Source organism: Maledivibacter halophilus (assembly GCF_900167445.1).
Taxonomy (GTDB): Bacteria; Bacillota; Clostridia; order Peptostreptococcales; family Caminicellaceae; genus Maledivibacter; species Maledivibacter halophilus.
Window position 1 is genome coordinate 80,736 of record NZ_FUZT01000010.1, and the last position, 20,091, is coordinate 100,826.

Genomic DNA, 20,091 nt, shown 5'->3' on the forward strand with positions numbered 1-20,091 from the left:
ATGGACTATAATTTTGATAAAATTGTCAATCGTAAAAATACTAATTCATTTAAATGGGATAAACTAGCAGCTCGATTTGGAAGAGACGATATTATTCCCATGTGGATTGCCGATATGGAATTTGAAACACCTATTGAAGTGTCAAAGATCATAAAAGAAAGAGCTAATCATGGTGTATACGGTTATACTTTTAGGTCAGAAGGATATCATGATGCAATAAAAAACTGGGTCAAAAAAAGACATGACTGGGATATAGACAGCAAATGGATTACTTTTAGCCCGGGAATTGTACCTGCTTTAAGCATGTGTGTAAATACCTTTACAAAACCTGGTGATAAAATTATTACCCAAACCCCTGTATATCCTCCTTTTTATTCGGTTATAAAGCAGAATGGACGTATAGTGATAGAAAATGAGCTTAAATTTAATAATGGAAGGTATACTATAGATTTTGAGGATCTACTATGTAAAATCAATTTAAAACGAAATTATTTTACCAGTAATTTGATGAATAATGAATTTAAATTTGACCCAAGCATTAAAATGCTCTTTTTATGTAATCCCCATAATCCAAGTGGACGGGTTTGGACAAAGGATGAGCTGTTAAGGATTGGAGAGATATGTCTTAAAAATAATATTCTCATTGCTTCAGATGATATTCATTGTGATATTGTTTATAAGAATAATAAATACTTACCCATAGCTTCATTATCCAAGGAACTTGAAAATATTTCGATTACATGTATTTCACCGGGGAAAACCTTTAGTTTAACGGGAATGGCTACATCTGCCATAATAATACCAAATGAAAAATTAAGGGAAGAATATAATAAAACCCTTGAAACTCTAGAACTGGATGGCGGAAATATATTTGGAGCCCTTGCCACAGAAGCTGCTTATAAATACGGAGAAAAGTGGCTTGAGGAGCTTTTAAAATATCTTGAAGACAATTTGAATTTTGCAGTAAATTATTTTGAAACCAATATCCCTCAGATAAAGCCAGTTAGGCCCCAGGGAACCTACCTTTTATGGTTGGATTGTAGTGATTTAGGACTAAAGGGCATAGATTTATCGGACTTTTTCGTTAATCAAGCTAAAATTGCCGTTAATCCCGGCGCTTCTTTTGGAAAGAATTCTAAAGAATTTGTAAGAATGAATATTGCTTGTTCAAGAAAAGTTTTGGAAAAAGCTCTTTATCAAATTGAAGAGGCTGTAAAAGCTAAATAATTATATAGCCCTTAAAATCTTTAAAAATATTTTTAGGGATTTTAAGGGCTCTTTTTATGGACCTATACAGATTTTATATTTCCTATTTTATTATCCCCTTTAAAAATGCCTCCATAAATTTCTCCACATTAAGCTCCTTATCACTATGATATGTCTTCATAAATTCTTTTTCAAAGGCAAATTGATTAACTCCACCAATAAAGAATAATGAGGTTAAGAAAGTGTCAACAGGTTTAAAAATTTTTAACTCAATACCTTCTTGAAAAATTTTTTCAATTATTGTCTGATGATTCCTTTTAACTTCTAAAAAATATTTCTTTAGTTCTTCTTGGAGACCACTTTTAATAGCTTCAATTTGAATTATTTGAGCTATTTTACCATGCTTTTCCATTAATGTCATTTGAAGCTGTATTAATTTTTTAAGCTTAGTAACAGGGTCACCATTCTCTTGTGAAATTTTTTCAACCATTTTCACATAACTATCCAGCATGTCTTTAACCATTTGACAAAATAAATCTCTCTTGCTGCTAAAATATTCATATATGGTACCTTTTCCTACATTGGCACCCTTAGCAATTTCTTCTACCTTAGCCTTATAAAATCCATCCCGTTCAAATATTTTTACAGCTGAACCAATAATCACTTCTCTTTTGCTTTTTCGACCTTCCATTTTTACTTACCTCCGAATCTATGTGGCACAAAAATATAAAAGTAGGGACGGCTTTTTGTCACATCATGGACAGTTGCAACATGCAGCCGTAATCCCCTTTATAATTTGTATTTTTATATTTTACTGGTCTTTCTTCTAAAGACTTTTCTTTTTAAGAAACCATTAAAATCGTCAAATATTGTATATAGTACCGGTATAAATACAAGGGTCAATACTGTAGATAAAATCAATCCACCTATAACTACAGTAGCCATTGGTGCTTGAGTCTCTGCACCTTCTCCTATCCCCAATGCAAGAGGTATAAGTCCCAATGCAGTGGTAAGGGTAGTCATAAGTATTGGTCTTAATCTTATGGGCCCTGCATTTATAATAGCATCTTTTCTATCTTCGCCATTTGATCTTCGAGTATTTATATAGTCAACCAGTACTATAGCATTATTTACTACTATACCAGCTAGCATAATAACCCCTATAAAACCTGGCACACTTAGCGGTCTTGATGTAATAAACAATCCAAACATACCACCAGATACGGCCAATGGAACGGAGAACATAATTGTAAATGGATGTATTAAAGATTCAAATTGTGAGGCAATAATCATGTAAACTAAGACTATAGCAAGTAAAAGGGCCTTAAATAGGTCTGCAAAAGCCTCCTGCATATCTTCGTTTTGCCCACTTATGTCATAATAATATCCTTCAGGCATTGGATAATCAGAAAGTACTTTGTCAATGTCCCTTGTAATACTGCTTAAGTCTCTACCCATTATTTGACTGGTAACACTAATAACCCTCACTTGGTCATTTCTATTTATTGTAACAGGTCCTCTATCTACAGAAATATCTGCTATTTGATCTAATGGAATATCCATCCCCATAGGTGATTGTATAGACACTTGCCCTAAATTAGATATGCTTTCTTTAAAGATAGAGTCTCCTTTTATAATTACATCTATTTCTTCACCCTGGAACTTATATTTTGTGGCATTTTGGCCTAAAACAGTTCCCTTTACAGATGAAGCAATTTGTGATGCTGTAAGTCCATATCTTGAAGCACTTTTTCTATCTATTTTAATCTGAACCTCTGGAATACCTTCACCATAACTACTTTTTACTTCCCTTGTTCCTTCTACTGTTTCAATATTGTCTTTAAAATCTTCTCCAATTTGTTTCAGTACATCCAGATCATCACCTTTTATATCAATAGATATAGGGGCACCTCCACCACCGCCCATACCACTTGAAGATATACTTACTCCAAATTCTGCTCCTGGAATATCCTTTACTATACCTCTAACTTGATCAGCAACTTCCTTAGTACTTCTTTTTCTTTCTTCTAGATCCTTAAGAACTACATGTACAGAACCTATATTTGGACTGCTGCCTGATCCAAATGAGTTTGCAGTAGATCCAGAAATAGAAAATACAGTTTCTATTTCTTCAATATTTCTTAGATTTTCTTCTACTTCTAATACTATAGCTTTAGTATTTTTAAGGTCTGAGCCCTCGGGCAAGGATATATTAACAGTAAATTGTCCTTCATCAGTTTCTGGGAAAAACTCTGCACCTACCATTGCCACCGATGCCATACTTACTACAAATATTAGAACAGCTATGGTAACTGTAGATTTTCTATGGCCTAAGGCCCACTTTAGAATCTTGCTATATCTGGATTCAATTCTAGCAAACACCTTATCAAAGGAATCATATAGAAAATCAAACAACCTAAATCTACCTTTATGTTTTTTCCCCTGCATTCTGTCAACTTTTAAGAATTTAGAGCAAAGCATTGGTATAAGAGTAAGGGATACTACCAAAGAAGCTCCCAATGACATTGCCACCGTCAAAGAAAATTCCTTAAATATAGCTGATGTAATTCCTTCTACAAATACCATAGGTAAAAATACCGCTATAGTAGTAAGGGTAGAAGCTGTAACTGCCATCCCCACTTCCTGGGCACCCTTCACCGCTGCTTCTTTCCTTGAGTAACCTTCCTGTCTAAATCTATATATGTTTTCTAAAACAACTATTGCATTATCAACAAGCATACCAACCCCTAGGGCAAGACCTCCCAGAGTCATCATATTTAAGGTTATGCCATTAAAATAAATCAATATAAATGTTGCAATAATAGAAATTGGTATTGCTGTTCCTATGATAAAGGTTGTTCTTATATTTCTTAAGAACAGGTAAAGTATAAATACAGCCAACACTGCTCCTACTATAGCATTTTTAACAACGTTATTAATAGAATCTTTTATAAATTCTGACTGGTCCATAACCACGCTTATATTTATATCGGGAAATTCACTTTTAATTTTTTCCAATTCCTTATTTACTGTATTGGCAACTGATACTGTATTGCTGTCAGATTGCTTTTGAATTGAAATATTTATACTATCCTTCCCATCTGTCTTTACTACAACATCTAAATCCTTATAGCCCATAGTAACGTCTGCTATATCAGATAAGTAAACACTTCCACCGGATGGAAGGGTTATCGGAAGGCTTTCTATTTCCTCAAGGGATTTAAATTCTCCCATTGTTCTAATTGTTAATTCCTGTTTCCCTTTTTTTACTGCTCCACCTGGCAGATTAAGGTTTTCTGCCCTTAATATTTGAGCAATTCTATCTATGGTTAAACCATAGCCCCTTAATTTTTCACTATTAAATACTACTTCTACTTGCTTCTCATATCCTCCGGAAACATCTACAGAAGCTACACCAGATAATCTTTCAAGGTCTGGCTTAATTATATCTTCTCCAATTGTTTGAAGCTTAGCTAAATCTCCACCATTGGATAAGGATAAATAGATAATTGGCATAGCATTTGGGTCAATTTTTAATACCATTGGGTTACTTGCATCCTCTGGTAAAAAACCCTTCACCATATCTACTTTCTCTCTAATATCCAATGATGCAAAATCCATATCCGTTCCAAATGAAAACTCAGCAATAACAACAGAACTTCCTTCAGAAGATATGGAGCTCACATTTTCTATATCACTGACTGTTGCAATGGCCTCTTCAATGGGTTTACTTATAAGCTCTTCAATTTCCTGGGATCCTACACCACTATATGAAGTTGATACAATTGCCACCGGCACTTCAATCTCTGGAAATAAATCAATAGGTAATTTAGTTAAAGATACAAATCCCAGAATAAGTACAATAAAGGTAACCATGGCAATAGTAACAGGTCTTCTTACAGCTATTTTTGATAGATTCATTATTTATCACCTCTAACTACCTTTACTATAGATCCATTTTCGACATAATTTTGACCTTTCGTTATTATTGTTTCACCTTTGTTTATACCTTCAACTATCTCTATAAGGTTTCCTGTATCCAATCCTATTTTAACTTCTCTTTCTACAGCTTTATTGTCCTCTACTAGATATACAACAATTTTACCTTCTTTTTGTAATACAGATTCACTTTTTACAGCTATAACATTTTCCCTTACTTCTGTATTTAATTTAATTTTTGAAAACATACCTGGCTTTATCTTATGTTCTTTATTTTCTATATAAACCCTTACAGAATACAGCTGTGTTCTAGGATCAGCAGCTGGACTTAGTCTATCTATTTTTCCTGTAATAGTTTCATCATATGCTGATGGTATTTCCACAACCACCTCTTGCCCTAAATACAAATCATTTATAATATTTTCTGCAATGTCCAGTTCAACATATACCTTATCCATATCTATTATTGTCATTGCAGGCTGGGCATTTGATGCCATTTCTCCTTCTTCAATATTAACCACTGATACAATTCCATCTATAGGTGATTTTACTGATGTATCCTTAAGACTATCCAAGGCTTGGTTTAAAGCAATTTCAGCCTGTTCATACTGTGCTCTTACTGCAGCTAAAGATGAATCTGAAGCTGCAAGCTCAGCTTGCTCATATTGGGACTTTGAAACTGCCCCCTGCTCATAGAGCTCCTTTGTCCTTTCAAAGTTGGCCTTTGCATTTTCAATACTTTCTTTAGTTTTAATATAATTGGCTTTAGCAGCATCCACAGTCTTTCTCGCCTTTTCAACTTGCTTTTGTACATCATCTTTATCTAATGTGAAAAGTACTGAATCCTTTTGCACTTTGGCCCCAACATTATTTTTAATGGAAGCTATCTTCCCTGGTATTTTAGGTACAACCATAACTTCCTTATTGGCATGCACCTTACCACTAAATGTTATCTCCTTAGATATAGTTTTTTCCTGTACTTCTTCAACAGCCACAGGAACATATTGTTCTTGCTTAACTGCTTTCTCATTTGAGTTAACAGATTTTTTGCTTCCACAAGCAGTAACTACACTCATTATTAGCGTTATTACTAAGAATAGAACTATTATTTTCTTCTTCATATTTTTCCCTCCATACTAAACATATTTCACACAACACAATAAAAAATCACAGAAGCATCGATATTTTATGATGTATAAATAGATTAAATTTTGACATTATTCAACTGAGCAAATTGCATAATTAGTTTCTCAAAAAACTAACTACTATATATTTTTTTAAAATCTTATAAGCTATACCCTATGTATTATGCAATTTTGCCAAAATCGAATTATGCAATTTCCTCAACTACTCAACTATAGATGAAATGCCAGATATAACACTTTTTCTCAGCTCTAGGTTCAAATATGTAACTTATAGCAAGTGGAAAAGCCTAGAACTGACCAGTCAGTATCTTTACATTATAATAGCTAATTTCTTAAAAGTCAAATAGTATATTTAAAGGAATATTTTATACATTGAGCTTACAATATATACCTTTGAGATAAGTATAGCATTATTTTGTTACACAAATTTTAATTTTTTCTTAATTTTTATTGGCGCATATATATATGCATATATAGAGAGATGTACGCCTTTAAAAGTTTAATTTGCGGTCGTAGCCACTGAGAATCCTTTTGGCTCATGTTTTAGATTGAATAACCAAAAAAGGATAAACAGGTTTATAAAAAAGTGAAACAAATTAAAAGATATTTTTTTAAATTATTTAACTATATATCATCATTTTATTCTATAATTGAAATAGAACAGCATATTCATTTATATATCTTAAAAATATCAATATAGATATTCCAGTAAAATAGTTAATTTATACATCTCAAAAATCCTTAGAAACACTGGATATTTTGATACGTATAAATTAAGTTTTACTATGGGAAATCTATACTTCTGTGATTTTTTTTATGCATAAATTTACTTTTAAATTCAAATCATTAAAAATATATATTTTAAATATGAAAGAGAGGTTGAGAATGAATTTTTTAAATTTATTAAAAAAACGTGAAAGCATCAGAAAATATTTAGATAAAAAGGTAGAACGTGAAAAAATCGAGGCTTGTCTTGAAGCTGCGAGACTTGCACCCTCAGCATGTAATTCACAGCCCTGGAGATTTATAATAGTTGATGACGATGATCTAACAAAGAAAGTTGGGAAAGCCACCTACAGTAAGTTTATTCCTTTTAACAGATTTGCCGATGCTGTTCCTGCCTTTGCCGTCATAGTAGCACAAAATAGAAACCTGAGTTCAAAATTTGGTGGAATGGTTAAGGATATACCCTATCATTTCATTGATATAGGAATAGCTGCAGAGCATTTTTGTCTTCAAGCTGTGGAAGAAGGTTTAGGCACTTGTATGATGGGATGGTTTAATGAAAAAGAAATAAAAAAACTTTTAGAAATTCCCCAAAAAGAAAGAATTGCATTAATAATTGCTATGGGATATCATGAAAATCAAGGACCTAGAGAAAAAATCAGAAAAGATATAAATAGCATCAGAAGTTATAATAAATACTAACAAAGGCGTATAACAACGCTTTATTGGTTTAAAGTTCTAGCTTCTAAGCTTGAAAATCAATTTTTAAAAATTAAAAATATCGAAGGAGATTACTATGAAGATTCTTGTTGATGCTGATGGTTGTCCAGTTAAAGATATTATAGTAAAAATTGCTAAAAACAACAATCTCCCTGTGATAATGTTTACCGATACCAGTCATATAATCGATGATGAATATTCCCAGGTTAAAATTGTTTCAAAGGGCTGTGATTCAGTTGATTTTGCTTTAATTAATGATGTGGTCAAGGGAGATATTGTTGTTACACAGGATTACGGTGTTGCCACAATGGCTTTATCTAAAAAAGCCCATGCATTAAATCAAAACGGTTTAATATACACTAACAAGAATATCGACAGTCTATTATTCCAAAGACATTTATCTAAAAAAATCAGAAAATCTGGAGGTAAAACTCCCAATCCTAAAAAAAGAAAAAAGGAAAACGATGAAAAATTTGAAATAGCTTTGAAACAGCTTATTGAATATTATAGCTAATAACTGATGATTTATGACTATAAGACTTTAAAGCAAAGCTTTTGTCTTATCATCAAAAAACGACAGCTGCTCCATCTCATGATCAGAAAAATTTGATACTGTAAGTCCTATAAGCCTTATTTCATCCTTCATATCTATTTCATCTAAAATATCTAAAGCAATATTATAAATTTCCCTATAAGAATTTATGTATTCATGGATTGTTTTGCTTTTTGTATGACTTTCAAAGTCTGAAGTTTTAGTCTTTACCGTAATGGTTTTGGCTAAAACTTCCTTGCCTTCTAATGAGCTTGAAATATCCTTTGCAAATTCCAATAAATATTTTTCAAGATATTTTTTATCCTTTGTATCTTCCCTAAGGGTTACTTCACGTCCTATGGATTTTCTTTCTCTACTGGGCTTTACCTGTCTATTATCTGTTCCACGAATTCTATCATATATTTCATTTCCGTATTTGCCAAAAAAATCTACAAGATATTCTTTAGGTAATTTTAGCAAATCTTCTATAGTAAAAATTCCAATATTATTTAATCTCTTTTCAGATTTTTTACCTATTCCATATACTTTTTTTATAGATAATGGCTTTAAAATATCTGGGATCATATCCTTAGTTATGAGTTTTATCCCATTGGGCTTATTCCAATCAGAAGCTAATTTTGCCAAAAATTTATTATAGGAAATCCCTATAGATATAGTTAAACCTGTTTTTTTTCTAACTTCATTCTTTATCCAATAGGCTATTTGAATAGGTTCTTTATCCATATTCGTAACATCAAGATATGCTTCATCTATGGACAAAGGTTCCACTAGGTTTGTCAACTGGTAAAATATTTTGAAAACATCTCTAGAAACCTCTCTATATCTCCAATGTCTTACAGGAACAAAAATTCCATGGGGACATTTCTTTTTAGCCATAAATCCAGGCATTGCTGAATGAACGCCAAATCGCCTAGCTTCATAAGAGCATGTACATACAACTCCTCTATTAGTCCCTCCACCTACAATTACCGGCTTTCCCTTAAGACTTGGGTTGTCTTTTTGCTCTACAGAAGCAAAAAAAGCATCTAAATCCACATGAATAATTTTTCTATCCATATATAAAACCTCCTATAACAATTCTATCAAACATTTGTTCCCTTTTGCAACTGTTATTTTCCTATATAATTTACATAAATATAATACTTAGTAAATGGAATTTAGAGAATTTTTATATATTCTTATTTTTTTATTTAGTACCTTGCATAACAAGATAGCTTTTTGTATAATGTAATTACATGGATTAATTGAATTGCTATAAATCTGTTTTTTTTATATAACTTAAAAAGATAGAAATCAACTTTTGAAAAGGAAGGTAAAATCATGAATATACAGTTTAAAAAAGGAGTACTGGAATTATGTGTATTATCTATACTTACTAGAAAGGACTGCTATGGCTATGAGCTTGTAAATGACATATCTAAAAATATAGCAATTTCCGAGGGCACTATATATCCTCTATTGAGAAGATTGACAAAGGAGGGTCTCTTTACTACTTATCTTAAGGAATCTCAGGAAGGACCTCCAAGGAAATATTATAAATTAACGGAACGTGGAAAAGAGGTTAGAAATTCTTTAACAAAGGAATGGTTTACTTTTGTCAGGGGTGTAAATAAGATTATTGAGGGGGAAGATATAGATGAATAAAAGTGAATTTTTAAAGGAGCTAAGCACTTTACTTAGCAGTCTGCCTTCCGATGAAAGACAGGAAATATTATTTGATTATGAGGAACATTTTAGTATAGCTTCAGAAAAAGGTGAAAGTGAAGAAGAAATAATAAAAAATCTTGGAAGTCCTTCAAGTATAGCCAAGCAATATAGGGCAAATTATATGGTGAATCAAGCTGCAGTTAATCCTTCAGCTTCAAATATTCTAAGGGCTGTATTTGCCACTATTGTCCTTGGATTTTTCAATTTGGTTTTTATTCTGGGGCCTTTTCTAGGCATAGTTGGAGTATTAATAGGTCTTTTTGGAGCTTCCATAGGTATAATAGTTTCGGGGATTTTCTTATTTTTAAAAATAGCTTTTGGCCCTGTCTTAAGCACATTATATATATATGTCCCCTATGGATTAACATCCAATCCAACGGCAACCATATTTTTAGGTCTTGGATTAACCTGCCTTGGTTTGCTTTTCTTTATAGGGAATTGTTTTTTAGCAAAATGGCTATATATTGGAACTGTGAAATATTTGAAAATGAATGTGAGAATTATTAAGAAATAGGAGGTTATATAGTGATTAAGAATATAAAGAAAATTGTTCTTTGGCTATTTATAATAATGTTAGTTTCTCTTTCTATATCGGCAGTATTATTTAAAAGCTCCGGACTTACATTAAATAATTTTATAAAAAATAATGCTAATATAAAAATAAGTACAAATAATGACTTTGATTTTAATGATTTTTCTAATATGGAAAATAATAATGATTTAAAGGACAAATTTAAGAAAGTTATTAATGAAGAAAGGATTTTAGAAGCTGATAATATTGAAAGTATAAATGTAAATGCAGTTAGCTCCGATATTAAGTTTTTCTCTGAAAATCGGGATGATATTAAAGTTCACTTTGAAGGTGTTGTAAATTCAAACAATAAAATAATAGCTCCTGAGCTAATTGCTGAAAATCAAGGCAGTTCCTTATTAATTCAGATAAAATACAAAGACATAATGAATACAAGCTTTTACTCATCTACTATTAAAGTACATGTGTATATACCAAAAACTTATTCTAATGATATTGATGTGAGAACTGTTTCTGGCAATATTGATCTAGGATATATGGATAATATTGAAAAGGCAAATTTAAAATCTGTGTCTGGAGATATTAAAGCTGAAGCTCTATTTTCTAATAAAACAAATCTAAAAAGCACCTCTGGAAATATAAAAATTGAAGATTTTAATGGAGAATTAAATTCTGATACAGTTTCTGGAGATTTATATATTAATGTAAAGGAGCTTAATGACAATATAAATATTAAATCCATATCTGGAAATGCAAAAATTGATCTTTTAGAGGACACTAATTTCTACTTTAAATCCAAATCTGTTTCGGGAGATATTGATTGTGAATTTCCTATAAGTATTGAGGGGAAAATCAGTGATAGAGCTATTAATGGAAAAATCGGAAGTGGAAAAAATGAAATAGATATTACAACGGTTTCTGGGGACATAGAAGTTTCAAAGAAATAAGTATTATAGTTTAGTCTCACTTTGTGGGACTAAATTTTATATATAGACTATCTTTTAGGAAGAAACACTGTAAATATTGTACCTACTCCTTCATAGCTTTCAACTGTAATTTCACCTTTATTTCTTTTGACAATGTTTCTAACATTATTAAGTCCATAGCCGTGTGACTCTCCTTCTTTTGTGGAGAATCCTTTACTGAAAACCTTATCATAAAGCTCTGGAGAAAGGACGGGATATGAATTCCCTATTACAAAGATACACTCATTCCCCTGTTGGGTAATATCTATGGTCAAAATTTTATCGTCTTCACGACATTGTTCTAGTTCATATATGGCGTTATCAATTAAATTAAACAATATTGTGCACATGTCCACAGAGCTTATTACAATATTATCCAAAGAACATCCAACATCGAGATCAACAACGATTCCTTTGCTTTCAGCTATGGCACATTTTCTATATAGTATAGCAGCAACTTCAGTATTTCCAATATTGGAAATAGAAAACATCTTGGTAGTTTCTCCTGAAACTTTTTGTATATAATTTACTGCTTTACTAGGTTTTCCAAGCTGTATAAGTCCTGTAATTACATTAAGGTGATTATGAAAGTCATGCTTCTGACCTCTAAGGGCTTCAATAACCTCCGTTGAATGGTTAAGCTTTCTATTTGCATCCTGCTCTTTTTCAACTAATTTTACAATGTAGAAAACCCATATAACTACACTTATCCCCAGTATATTTATAAAAAGGCCTAAGGTATTTGGATAACCGTACAATATTTTTCTATCATAATTCATTACCGATAAAATAGATTGATTAGTTATTAAAGCTATAGAAAGACTCTGCAACAATATTAAAATTATTATTAAAATATAAGTTTTTCTATTAATCATCATCTTCTTCATCATTTTCAAACTTCCTCTTTTTCATTTAAATAATTTATATCTATAATTGATTTTTTATAAACATGGCCAATTATAAATACTATAATTAATGGAATATTTGTTAACATCGTTCCTAAGAATCTTATATTACCATTACTTAGCATATCTTCCATAGTTATATTAAATAATCTAAAAACATTGTACATAAATATTCCTTCTCCTAATGTTATTAGTAGGTAAGAAATTAATATAGCTATTATTGAAGTAGTAAGCTTTTGTTTTGTTAGAATCTTTAAGACAACCGTAAGAATTATAATTATAATAAAAGTATGGGTTCCTAAAGGAATTTGGTATATTTCATAAAACATTCTAATTCCATAGATTAAAAACCCAAATATTGCAGCTATTACAATTAGTTTTTGAATTTTAAGTCTTATTCCAATGATACTTAAGCCAGCCCCAGCAGTTAAAAAAGTTTCTATAAAAAGTGAAGCTAGTAAAATTAATAATTCCATATTCAACCCCCCGGAAAACTTATAATATATTAATTAATCTCTAAGCTGCTCAGGAAGTTTTGGCTGATAATTTCCACCCCAACAAGCCGCTGCTGCATTTGTAAAAGCTAAAAATGTAAGAACTGCAATAGCCATTTGTAATAATCTTCTCTTCATATTAGTCCCTCCCGTTTTTTAGTTATCTTTTGTAGAATTTTATCCATATGGTGGATCAGTGCATATCCCAAGTTTGTAAGGGAAAAGCTCTGCCACAGTAAACCTAAAGCCGATGAATAAATTAGCTTATAGCCTTTTACAAAACCAGTATACCATAATATACCTATTAAGCACCATATAAATAATGCTGAAAAAGAAAGTTTTCTTAATTTGTCTCTTTTGACCTTTGTAGTTATAGGTTTCCCGGGGGTATCTGCTGGAGCATATTTATTAATGCTCCAAAATGCAAATATTAAAATAAAAAATAAAATAATAGCAAGCAAATTTTTGTCGAGATAAGTAAACTTCACTATCATCCCTAATATACTCATTATAACAGCTCCATATGTTGCACAGCTAACCATACCTTCTGAATGGGCTCCTCCAGAAAAGGTTCTAAATATTACATTAGTTATCAATATAGTTAAAACATATGGAACTATTCCTAGCAATAATCCAGCCAATAAAGCAAATCCTATGCTGAGAATACCACTAAACACAAGGTGCATAGAATATGTTAAAATGGCTTCTTGATCTTCATCTATTTCTACATTATTTTTAAAATAATTAATTATTTTATCAATTGATTCCTCAATACCAAATTTACTCATTTTATTTTCTCCTTCAAAATAGTTTAAAAAGCTTCTTAAAATACATTAAATCTATTATTTGAGATAATCCCATAATTTAAATTTGGGACAATTGAATATGCAAATATTGTCCTTAGTCTAATTATTTAAAATAGAATATATTTTGATAGTAATCCTTTAGAGATTTTAAAACTAGCTGTAATAGGTAGTTTTTGCAAAAATAGTTATACAATTTCCTCATTTCATGAAAAATTTACAAAAACAATAAATATTGTATATTATTCTATATTTATCTGAAAATTCCTTCAAGATTCTAAAAATAATATGATTTTTATAGTTCCTTTTTCCTATTTATACAATACCACGCTCCTATATATTAGTAAAATAGTATAAATTATTATTGTTAAGAATTTGTAATTTTTAACATTTTAATTTTGAATAGTTTGACCTAATTTATCAATATACTAAATATAAGCTTCATATATTATATATAATTTGAGAAAAGTATAAAAGAGCTTTTTATATTAATTATTTTTGGAAAGGAGAATATTTATTATGGAATCAAAGAATAAATTAAACGAAGTTCCTTTAGCTAATGTAAATGATAATGAACTAAAATCCATCAAGGATCTGGAAGAAAAGATGAAAGATAAATATTATTTGATTGCCTTTGACAAAAGAAAGTAGGACTGCTTTTAAAGTAGTCCTACTTAATATAAACCCTTCTATCTTTTATTTATTATCATCTTCTACAGGTTTACCTTCTGCTCTGTCTTTATGTTTTCATAGTTTTATAGTTTAATTATATTTAAGCTTCTTTGTCTTCCTTTTTTACTATTTCTGATAATGAAGTAGCCAATCCAGCTAATCCCTGTATCTCTGATGGAACTATTATCTTAGTTGCCTTTCCATCGGCTGCCTTGGCAAAGGCTTCTAGGCTCTTGATGGATATAACTTCCTTGCTTGGATGAGCTGCATTAAGCATTTTTAAACCTTCAGCAGTTGCTTTTTGTACCTTAAGTATAGCTTCTGCCTCACCCTCTGCTTCTCTAATGGCAGCTTCCTTTGCAGCTTCAGCATTTAATATAGCTGCTTCTTTTTGTGCCTGGGCTTCTAATATTGCTGATTCTTTTTGTCCTTCTGCCCTAAGGATAGAAGATTTCTTTTCTCCCTCTGCCCTAAGGATTGCTTCTCTTCTTTCCCTTTCAGCCCTCATTTGTTTCTCCATTGCTTCCTGAATATCTTCAGGTGGAAGGATATTTTTAACTTCAACTCGATTCACCTTGATGCCCCATGGATCAGTGGCTTCATCCAGTATACTTCTCATTTTTGTATTTATAATATCCCTTGAAGTTAATGTTTCATCAAGTTCCAATTCACCAATGATATTTCTTAAGGTGGTTGCTGTAAGGTTTTCTATGGCTGCCATTGGATTATCAACTCCATAGGTATACAGCTTTGGATCTGTAATTTGAAAATAAACTACAGTATCTATCTGCATAGTAACATTATCCTTTGTAATAACTGGCTGAGGTGGAAAATCTATAACTTTTTCCTTTAAAGACACTCTTTTAGCCACCCTATCTATTAAAGGAATCTTAACATGAAGACCAACATCCCATGTGGTTTGATAAGCACCAAGTCTTTCAATTACATAACCATCGGATTGTGGTACAATTCTTATATTTGTAACGACTAATAAAATTGCAATTAAAACTAATATAATCAGAACTATCGGCATTTTATATCCTCCTTATTCATTTTCTTTTTTTATTTTTACTATTAACTTAACACCTTCAACTTTAATCACTTCAACCTGACTTCCCTCATGAATTTCTTTATTATCCTGGGATTTTGCAGTCCAGATTTGACCTGCCACCTTTACTTGTCCTGTGTTAAAACCTTCAATTTTTTTTGTTACTATTCCTATCATTCCAACTATACTGTCTACATTTGTTTTGGTGGCTCCTATTTTTAAATATTTTTTAGCTATTGGTCTTGTAAAATAGACAAGTACTGCTGAAGCTATTAAAAAAACAAATATTTGCCCAATGATATTTATACCAATTGCAGCAGCAAGCATTGCAATTAATGCTCCCAGGGCAAACCAAATCGTTGTAAGTCCTAAAGTGAGACCTTCAATTATTATAAATATTACTGCCACAGCTATCCATATTATTGGATAGGATAATTCTAAGCCAAATATTATCTCCGCCTCCCCTCACAAGAAAACAATTTATATATTTTATTTATTATGATTATACCCTTTATACATAATATATCATTATTTTTTCATATAAAAACTAATTATTTGATCTGTAATGTAAATTTAACATTAGATATACATCTTGATTAAATTTTTATTTCATTATATACTTAAACAGTGACAAAAAATAATTTTAAGATAGGGAATGAAGTTCTCCCTGGATTAATATTCCAAACCGCTGATAAGCTAATGACTTCTAAGCACCGGGTATATAAACCCATATGCTTAGAAGTTTATTTTTTTGTCCATAATAAAAAATTATAGGATACAGGAGGAATAGATATGATAAAAGGCATTGTATTAATTTTACTACTAGGAATTTTAGCAAATAAAATCTTCAATTTTATTAAACTACCGGGTTTACTGGGAATGATTTTAGTTGGTATTCTAATAGGTCCTTATGGATTTAATTTATTGGATAATTCAATTTTAAATAATTCATCGGATATTAGAATGCTTGCTTTAATCGTAATTCTGCTCAGGGCTGGCCTTGGCTTAAACAGGGAAATACTTGATAAAGTAGGGAAAATAGCCATTAAAATGAGTGCTATCCCATGTTTATTTGAAGGCTTCACAATCACATTGGTATCTTATAAGCTTTTACATCTTCCCTTTTTAGAAGCTGGTATGCTTGGCTTTATTGTGGCAGCTGTTTCTCCAGCTGTTGTAGTTCCATCGATGCTATATTTAAGGGAAAAAAGCTTTGGAATGAAAAAGGGCATACCTATTATCATTTTAGCTGGAGCTTCTGTTGATGATGTTTTTGCAATAACATTATTTACTACTTTTCTTGGACTATCATTAAATACAAAATCTACTATTTCAATGCAATTATTACAAATTCCTATACAAGTTATAGGTGGAATTTTAATTGGAATAGCTTTTGGATATATGCTATATAAGATATATAGGTATAAGAATATAAAATTAAATGATATGGAAAAACTTGCAATTTTAATCATCTCTGCCCTTATAATCGTAATAATAGGTGATATAATTAATATAGCAGGACTGCTTGGTGTTATGACACTGGGTTTTATACTTCTTGAAAAGGCAAATGACTATGCATCAAGCTTTGAAAAGGAGCTAAATAAGGTATGGTTCTTTGCACAAATTTTCCTATTTGTTCTCATTGGAGCCGAGGTTAATATCCATGTAGCCTGGAAGGCAGGATTAATAGGTGCTCTCATTATTTTTATAGGATTAATAGCACGTTCAATCGGTGTAATTATTGCACTTGGAGGCTCTAATCTGAACTTTAAAGAAAAAGTTTTTTGTACTGTGGCCTACTCTCCAAAGGCAACGGTACAGGCAGCTATAGGTGGGATTCCCCTTGCTATGGGAATTGAATCAGGAAATTTAATCCTAGCAATAGCAGTTCTTGCCGTAATTATTACCGCACCCTTAGGAGCTGTGGGTATAAAGCTTTTAGCTCCCGTTTTATTGGAAAAGGAATCTAAAGGAGGTAGCTAAAATATGATTGCCAAAAATATTATGAATAGAGATGTTGTTTCTATTGGAGAAAATGATACTTTAAAAGAAGCTGTAATTTTAATGGTAAAGCATAGGGTTAGTGGCCTTCCAGTAATAGATAAAAATAAAAATATTATCGGTATAATTAGTCAAAGTGATATTATAAAGCATGGTAAAAGGCCTCTTATTCTTGAAACTGTAGATTTACTTGAAATCTTTATCTATGAACAAGCACCAGAAGAGTATGAAGAAGAGTTGAAAAAAGCGTTGACTTTAAAGGTGAAAAATGTAATGACTGATAATATTATAACTGTATCAGAAAATACTTCTGTAGGAAGAATTGCCCACTTGATGATAAAAAATGAAATAAATAGGCTCCCTGTTATTAAAGATGGTAAATTAGTAGGTATTATTGGAAGAGAAGATATTATCAAAGCTATTGCAAATATGAGTAATAACCCTTAGAAAACATCTGCTTTAACTGTATTTAATTTATTAGAACAACAGGTTAATTTAAATTTAAATGTTGTTTATATTTGAGGAAATTGCATAACTCTAACTTGGCAAAACTGCATATGCGAATATTATCCTTAATTTAATTATTTAGAATTAAATATATTTCGATAGTATAACTCCGAAGATTTTAAAACAATATGTAGGAGTTAATTTTTTCAGAAGGTAATTATGCAATTTGCTCAATTATGCAAGTTTCTCATTTATGAAGGATTTCACATTTTAGAAATATAATATATAATTAAAGTAACTAATATTAAGGGGGAGCATTAAAGTGAGGAGAAAAAATCATCCATATAATGGGCGACGTTATCTTGTAGATATTAATCCACTATCTAAAATTATACATGATCTTGAACATGAGAAGAAAAGTTGTAATATCCATAAAATTATTAAATCCCATGTTAAAATGCTTGACAATCAATCTCAAGTAAATAAGTTTTTGCTTTTAAATAGAGATTATAATTTCTGCAAATGCTGTATGCCTGAAAAACATAGATACTACAACAAATAATAGTCGAGGTTTTTTTATCCTCGACTTAATATTTTTTAAATATAAGATTATAATATATTTAAATGAGCAAATTGCATAATTACCTTCAGCAAAAACTATCTATTTATATATAGCTTTAGAATCTGCAAATATATACCACATATATTATGCAATTTAGCCAAGTTAGAATTATCCAATTCCCTCAAATACAAAAATATATTATAATCTTATATATATTAATTTCGTTGATTAGGTGATGAATATGAATTTCCTTTATTCCATTATCATAATAGTATCTATAATAATTCTAAGCCCTACAATAGGCATTCTCCTGCCTCTTTATTTTAATACTGAAGGCACAATAGTATTGCAAATTTTTCTTACATCTTTTCTTTTATTGTCTGCTTTTTTCTTCTATCTTAAGATTATAAATAGAAATTTATCCCATTTATATAATAGAATTGATAAAACGGTTAAAAAAAATCAATATTCTCCTATGCCTAAAAAGCATAAAAATCATTTTGCAAATATATGGTACTTTTTCTATAATTTCGAAACAATTCTTCGTAATTATGAGAGACTTATAAATAGCCAAAATATATTATTAAAAAAATATGCTTTAATTAATAATAAACTTAAAAATACTAACCAGATAAAGGAAATGATGCTGGAGGTCAGTAATTCTATTATTGAAATTGATAATACTGAAAAGTTTTTTAATTTAATTCTTGAAAAATTAATAGATATTGTAGATGATGGACATAAGGGAAGCTTTTTAGTTTTAAATAAAGATAATTATCTTGAATACAAAGCATCCATTGGTTTTAATATTAATGATTTAAAAAAAATTAAAATCAAACTCGAAGAAACCTTCCTTTGGAAAAAAAGCCCCCAAAATATTTCTAAACCATGTATTATTGATGATATCCGATCCTTTAATAGTAATAGTCTCAATAAAAAAAGCTTTAATGCTCTAGATGATATAGAAGCTTTAAATATTAAAACTACATTGAGTACTCCTGTAATAATAGATGATAAGCTGTATGGCATGATTAATATAGATAGCTTAAGAAAGAATGCCTTCAATGAAGATGATCTTCTAATTGCTGAATATTTTTCTAACCAAATAAGTATTGCCATAAAAAACCATCAGTTAATAGAAAAAATACTTTATCTATCGAGATATGATAGCTTAACCAATACCTACAACAGATGCTATTTTGAAGAAATTGTAAAAAATGTTTATAGAAAAGCTATTAGATATAATGAAATGTTTTCCATAGTAATGTTCGATTTAAATAACTTAAAGAATACTAATGATACCTTTGGTCACGTTGTAGGTGATATGGTAATTTCTAGATTTTCTGAAGTCATTAAAGATAACATAAGGGAATCAGATTTATTTGCCCGATATGGAGGAGATGAATTTATTGCCATATTTTTTAATTCTAATCCTACTGATATAGAAAATAGATTATCAAATATAGTTAATTATTGTAATTATCATCCTTTAAAGGTTGAAGGCAAAGATGTATATGTAAGCTTTAGCTATGGCATTTCTCATTTTCCTGAAGAATCAGAGGATATTGATTTCTTAATAAAGCTAGCCGATAAAAGAATGTATAAATATAAAAAGGAATTTAAAGCCAAATACAATAACCTTGACTTTTAAACATAGTAATGTTAT

The 20,091-nt window shown here is 30.5% G+C and carries 21 protein-coding genes and 1 riboswitch; of the genes, 11 read left to right on the forward strand and 10 right to left on the reverse strand.

The features are described from left to right. Positions 1-1,227 carry a MalY/PatB family protein gene (locus B5X81_RS18525; RefSeq protein WP_079493857.1) on the forward strand — a complete coding sequence of 409 codons (1,227 nt, stop codon included), beginning with the start codon at positions 1-3 and terminating at the stop codon, positions 1,225-1,227. A gap of 82 nt (positions 1,228-1,309) precedes the next feature. Here B5X81_RS18525 and B5X81_RS18530 read toward each other — a convergent pair whose 3' ends face one another. The 3 genes from B5X81_RS18530 to B5X81_RS18540 form a co-directional block, all read right to left on the reverse strand. Continuing rightward, positions 1,310-1,897: a TetR/AcrR family transcriptional regulator gene (locus B5X81_RS18530; protein ID WP_079493858.1), complete on the reverse strand. Its 588-nt coding sequence runs from the start codon at positions 1,895-1,897 to the stop codon at positions 1,310-1,312. A gap of 113 nt (positions 1,898-2,010) precedes the next feature. Then, positions 2,011-5,127, reverse strand: a complete 3,117-nt coding sequence (locus B5X81_RS18535) for an efflux RND transporter permease subunit (RefSeq protein ID WP_079493860.1) — start codon at positions 5,125-5,127, stop codon at positions 2,011-2,013. Then, positions 5,127-6,266, reverse strand: a complete 1,140-nt coding sequence (locus B5X81_RS18540) for an efflux RND transporter periplasmic adaptor subunit (protein ID WP_079493861.1) — start codon at positions 6,264-6,266, stop codon at positions 5,127-5,129. Before B5X81_RS18540 ends, B5X81_RS18535 begins: the two co-directional genes overlap by 1 nt. Before the next feature lie 909 nt (positions 6,267-7,175). On the opposite strand from B5X81_RS18540, the gene B5X81_RS18545 reads away from it, so the two are divergent. Next, positions 7,176-7,718: a nitroreductase family protein gene (locus tag B5X81_RS18545; RefSeq protein WP_079493863.1), complete on the forward strand. Its 543-nt coding sequence runs from the start codon at positions 7,176-7,178 to the stop codon at positions 7,716-7,718. Positions 7,719-7,812: 94 nt separating this feature from the next. Then, positions 7,813-8,250, forward strand: coding sequence for a YaiI/YqxD family protein (locus B5X81_RS18550; RefSeq protein ID WP_079493864.1), 438 nt, complete (start codon positions 7,813-7,815; stop codon positions 8,248-8,250). Positions 8,251-8,277: 27 nt separating this feature from the next. On the opposite strand, the gene B5X81_RS18555 is transcribed toward B5X81_RS18550, so the two are convergent. Continuing rightward, positions 8,278-9,345, reverse strand: coding sequence for a DNA polymerase IV (locus tag B5X81_RS18555; protein ID WP_079493866.1), 1,068 nt, complete (start codon positions 9,343-9,345; stop codon positions 8,278-8,280). A 264-nt stretch (positions 9,346-9,609) separates the two neighbouring features. Here B5X81_RS18555 and B5X81_RS18560 point away from each other — a divergent pair, with 264 nt between their 5' ends. The 3 genes from B5X81_RS18560 to B5X81_RS18570 are packed head-to-tail and all read left to right on the forward strand — an operon-like array spanning position 9,610 to position 11,475. Further along, positions 9,610-9,933, forward strand: a complete 324-nt coding sequence (locus B5X81_RS18560; RefSeq protein WP_079493868.1) for a PadR family transcriptional regulator — start codon at positions 9,610-9,612, stop codon at positions 9,931-9,933. Next, complete coding sequence (locus tag B5X81_RS18565; protein ID WP_079493869.1) at positions 9,926-10,510, forward strand: HAAS signaling domain-containing protein; 585 nt, start codon at positions 9,926-9,928, stop codon at positions 10,508-10,510. Before B5X81_RS18560 ends, B5X81_RS18565 begins: the two co-directional genes overlap by 8 nt. 11 nt (positions 10,511-10,521) lie before the next feature. Next, complete coding sequence (locus B5X81_RS18570) at positions 10,522-11,475, forward strand: DUF4097 family beta strand repeat-containing protein (RefSeq protein WP_079493871.1); 954 nt, start codon at positions 10,522-10,524, stop codon at positions 11,473-11,475. Between the two features lie 47 nt (positions 11,476-11,522). Here B5X81_RS18570 and B5X81_RS18575 read toward each other — a convergent pair whose 3' ends face one another. From B5X81_RS18575 to B5X81_RS18590, 4 genes are read right to left on the reverse strand one after another with little or no spacing between them, the layout of a single operon-like run. Next, positions 11,523-12,383, reverse strand: coding sequence for a sensor histidine kinase (locus tag B5X81_RS18575; protein ID WP_079493872.1), 861 nt, complete (start codon positions 12,381-12,383; stop codon positions 11,523-11,525). A 2-nt stretch (positions 12,384-12,385) separates the two neighbouring features. Further along, complete coding sequence (locus tag B5X81_RS18580) at positions 12,386-12,874, reverse strand: hypothetical protein (protein WP_079493874.1); 489 nt, start codon at positions 12,872-12,874, stop codon at positions 12,386-12,388. 33 nt (positions 12,875-12,907) lie between these two features. Then, positions 12,908-13,030, reverse strand: coding sequence for a cyclic lactone autoinducer peptide (locus B5X81_RS18585; RefSeq protein ID WP_079493875.1), 123 nt, complete (start codon positions 13,028-13,030; stop codon positions 12,908-12,910). After that, positions 13,027-13,680, reverse strand: a complete 654-nt coding sequence (locus B5X81_RS18590) for an accessory gene regulator ArgB-like protein (protein ID WP_079493876.1) — start codon at positions 13,678-13,680, stop codon at positions 13,027-13,029. Before B5X81_RS18590 ends, B5X81_RS18585 begins: the two co-directional genes overlap by 4 nt. Positions 13,681-14,214: 534 nt before the next feature. Here B5X81_RS18590 and B5X81_RS28505 point away from each other — a divergent pair. Continuing rightward, positions 14,215-14,346, forward strand: coding sequence for a hypothetical protein (locus B5X81_RS28505; protein WP_280175289.1), 132 nt, complete (start codon positions 14,215-14,217; stop codon positions 14,344-14,346). A 121-nt stretch (positions 14,347-14,467) separates the two neighbouring features. Here the strand turns inward: B5X81_RS28505 and B5X81_RS18595 are convergent, their stop codons facing one another. Both B5X81_RS18595 and B5X81_RS18600 read right to left on the reverse strand, forming a co-directional pair. Beyond that, the gene (locus B5X81_RS18595; RefSeq protein ID WP_079493878.1) at positions 14,468-15,400 is read right to left on the reverse strand and encodes an SPFH domain-containing protein; all 933 of its coding nucleotides are present in this window, start codon (positions 15,398-15,400) and stop codon (positions 14,468-14,470) included. A gap of 12 nt (positions 15,401-15,412) precedes the next feature. Further along, complete coding sequence (locus B5X81_RS18600) at positions 15,413-15,823, reverse strand: NfeD family protein (protein ID WP_244282155.1); 411 nt, start codon at positions 15,821-15,823, stop codon at positions 15,413-15,415. A 234-nt stretch (positions 15,824-16,057) separates the two neighbouring features. Beyond that, positions 16,058-16,131: riboswitch (Fluoride riboswitch) on the forward strand. Between the two features lie 76 nt (positions 16,132-16,207). Here B5X81_RS18600 and B5X81_RS18605 point away from each other — a divergent pair. The 4 genes from B5X81_RS18605 (at position 16,208) to B5X81_RS18620 (ending at position 20,076) form a co-directional block, all read left to right on the forward strand. Further along, positions 16,208-17,398 (forward strand): cation:proton antiporter, encoded by a 1,191-nt coding sequence (locus B5X81_RS18605; RefSeq protein ID WP_079493881.1) that lies wholly within the window; start codon positions 16,208-16,210, stop codon positions 17,396-17,398. 3 nt (positions 17,399-17,401) lie between these two features. After that, entirely contained in the window at positions 17,402-17,863 is a 462-nt protein-coding gene (locus B5X81_RS18610) for a CBS domain-containing protein (RefSeq protein WP_079493882.1), read from the forward strand. 322 nt (positions 17,864-18,185) lie between these two features. Continuing rightward, positions 18,186-18,425: a hypothetical protein gene (locus tag B5X81_RS18615; protein ID WP_079493884.1), complete on the forward strand. Its 240-nt coding sequence runs from the start codon at positions 18,186-18,188 to the stop codon at positions 18,423-18,425. Between the two features lie 475 nt (positions 18,426-18,900). After that, a complete protein-coding gene (locus B5X81_RS18620; RefSeq protein WP_208985093.1) occupies positions 18,901-20,076 on the forward strand; it encodes a sensor domain-containing diguanylate cyclase in 1,176 nt (391 codons plus the stop codon). Positions 20,077-20,091 lie beyond the last annotated feature (15 nt).

Coding starts and splice junctions, on each gene's coding strand:
- B5X81_RS18525 (WP_079493857.1), top strand. CDS start 1: ATGGACTATAATTTTGATAAAATTGTCAATCGTAAAAATACTAATTCA.
- B5X81_RS18530 (WP_079493858.1), bottom strand. CDS start 1,897: ATGGAAGGTCGAAAAAGCAAAAGAGAAGTGATTATTGGTTCAGCTGTA.
- B5X81_RS18535 (WP_079493860.1), bottom strand. CDS start 5,127: ATGAATCTATCAAAAATAGCTGTAAGAAGACCTGTTACTATTGCCATG.
- B5X81_RS18540 (WP_079493861.1), bottom strand. CDS start 6,266: ATGAAGAAGAAAATAATAGTTCTATTCTTAGTAATAACGCTAATAATG.
- B5X81_RS18545 (WP_079493863.1), top strand. CDS start 7,176: ATGAATTTTTTAAATTTATTAAAAAAACGTGAAAGCATCAGAAAATAT.
- B5X81_RS18550 (WP_079493864.1), top strand. CDS start 7,813: ATGAAGATTCTTGTTGATGCTGATGGTTGTCCAGTTAAAGATATTATA.
- B5X81_RS18555 (WP_079493866.1), bottom strand. CDS start 9,345: ATGGATAGAAAAATTATTCATGTGGATTTAGATGCTTTTTTTGCTTCT.
- B5X81_RS18560 (WP_079493868.1), top strand. CDS start 9,610: ATGAATATACAGTTTAAAAAAGGAGTACTGGAATTATGTGTATTATCT.
- B5X81_RS18565 (WP_079493869.1), top strand. CDS start 9,926: ATGAATAAAAGTGAATTTTTAAAGGAGCTAAGCACTTTACTTAGCAGT.
- B5X81_RS18575 (WP_079493872.1), bottom strand. CDS start 12,383: ATGATGAAGAAGATGATGATTAATAGAAAAACTTATATTTTAATAATA.
- B5X81_RS18580 (WP_079493874.1), bottom strand. CDS start 12,874: ATGGAATTATTAATTTTACTAGCTTCACTTTTTATAGAAACTTTTTTA.
- B5X81_RS18585 (WP_079493875.1), bottom strand. CDS start 13,030: ATGAAGAGAAGATTATTACAAATGGCTATTGCAGTTCTTACATTTTTA.
- B5X81_RS18590 (WP_079493876.1), bottom strand. CDS start 13,680: ATGAGTAAATTTGGTATTGAGGAATCAATTGATAAAATAATTAATTAT.
- B5X81_RS28505 (WP_280175289.1), top strand. CDS start 14,215: ATGGAATCAAAGAATAAATTAAACGAAGTTCCTTTAGCTAATGTAAAT.
- B5X81_RS18595 (WP_079493878.1), bottom strand. CDS start 15,400: ATGCCGATAGTTCTGATTATATTAGTTTTAATTGCAATTTTATTAGTC.
- B5X81_RS18605 (WP_079493881.1), top strand. CDS start 16,208: ATGATAAAAGGCATTGTATTAATTTTACTACTAGGAATTTTAGCAAAT.
- B5X81_RS18610 (WP_079493882.1), top strand. CDS start 17,402: ATGATTGCCAAAAATATTATGAATAGAGATGTTGTTTCTATTGGAGAA.
- B5X81_RS18620 (WP_208985093.1), top strand. CDS start 18,901: ATGCCTAAAAAGCATAAAAATCATTTTGCAAATATATGGTACTTTTTC.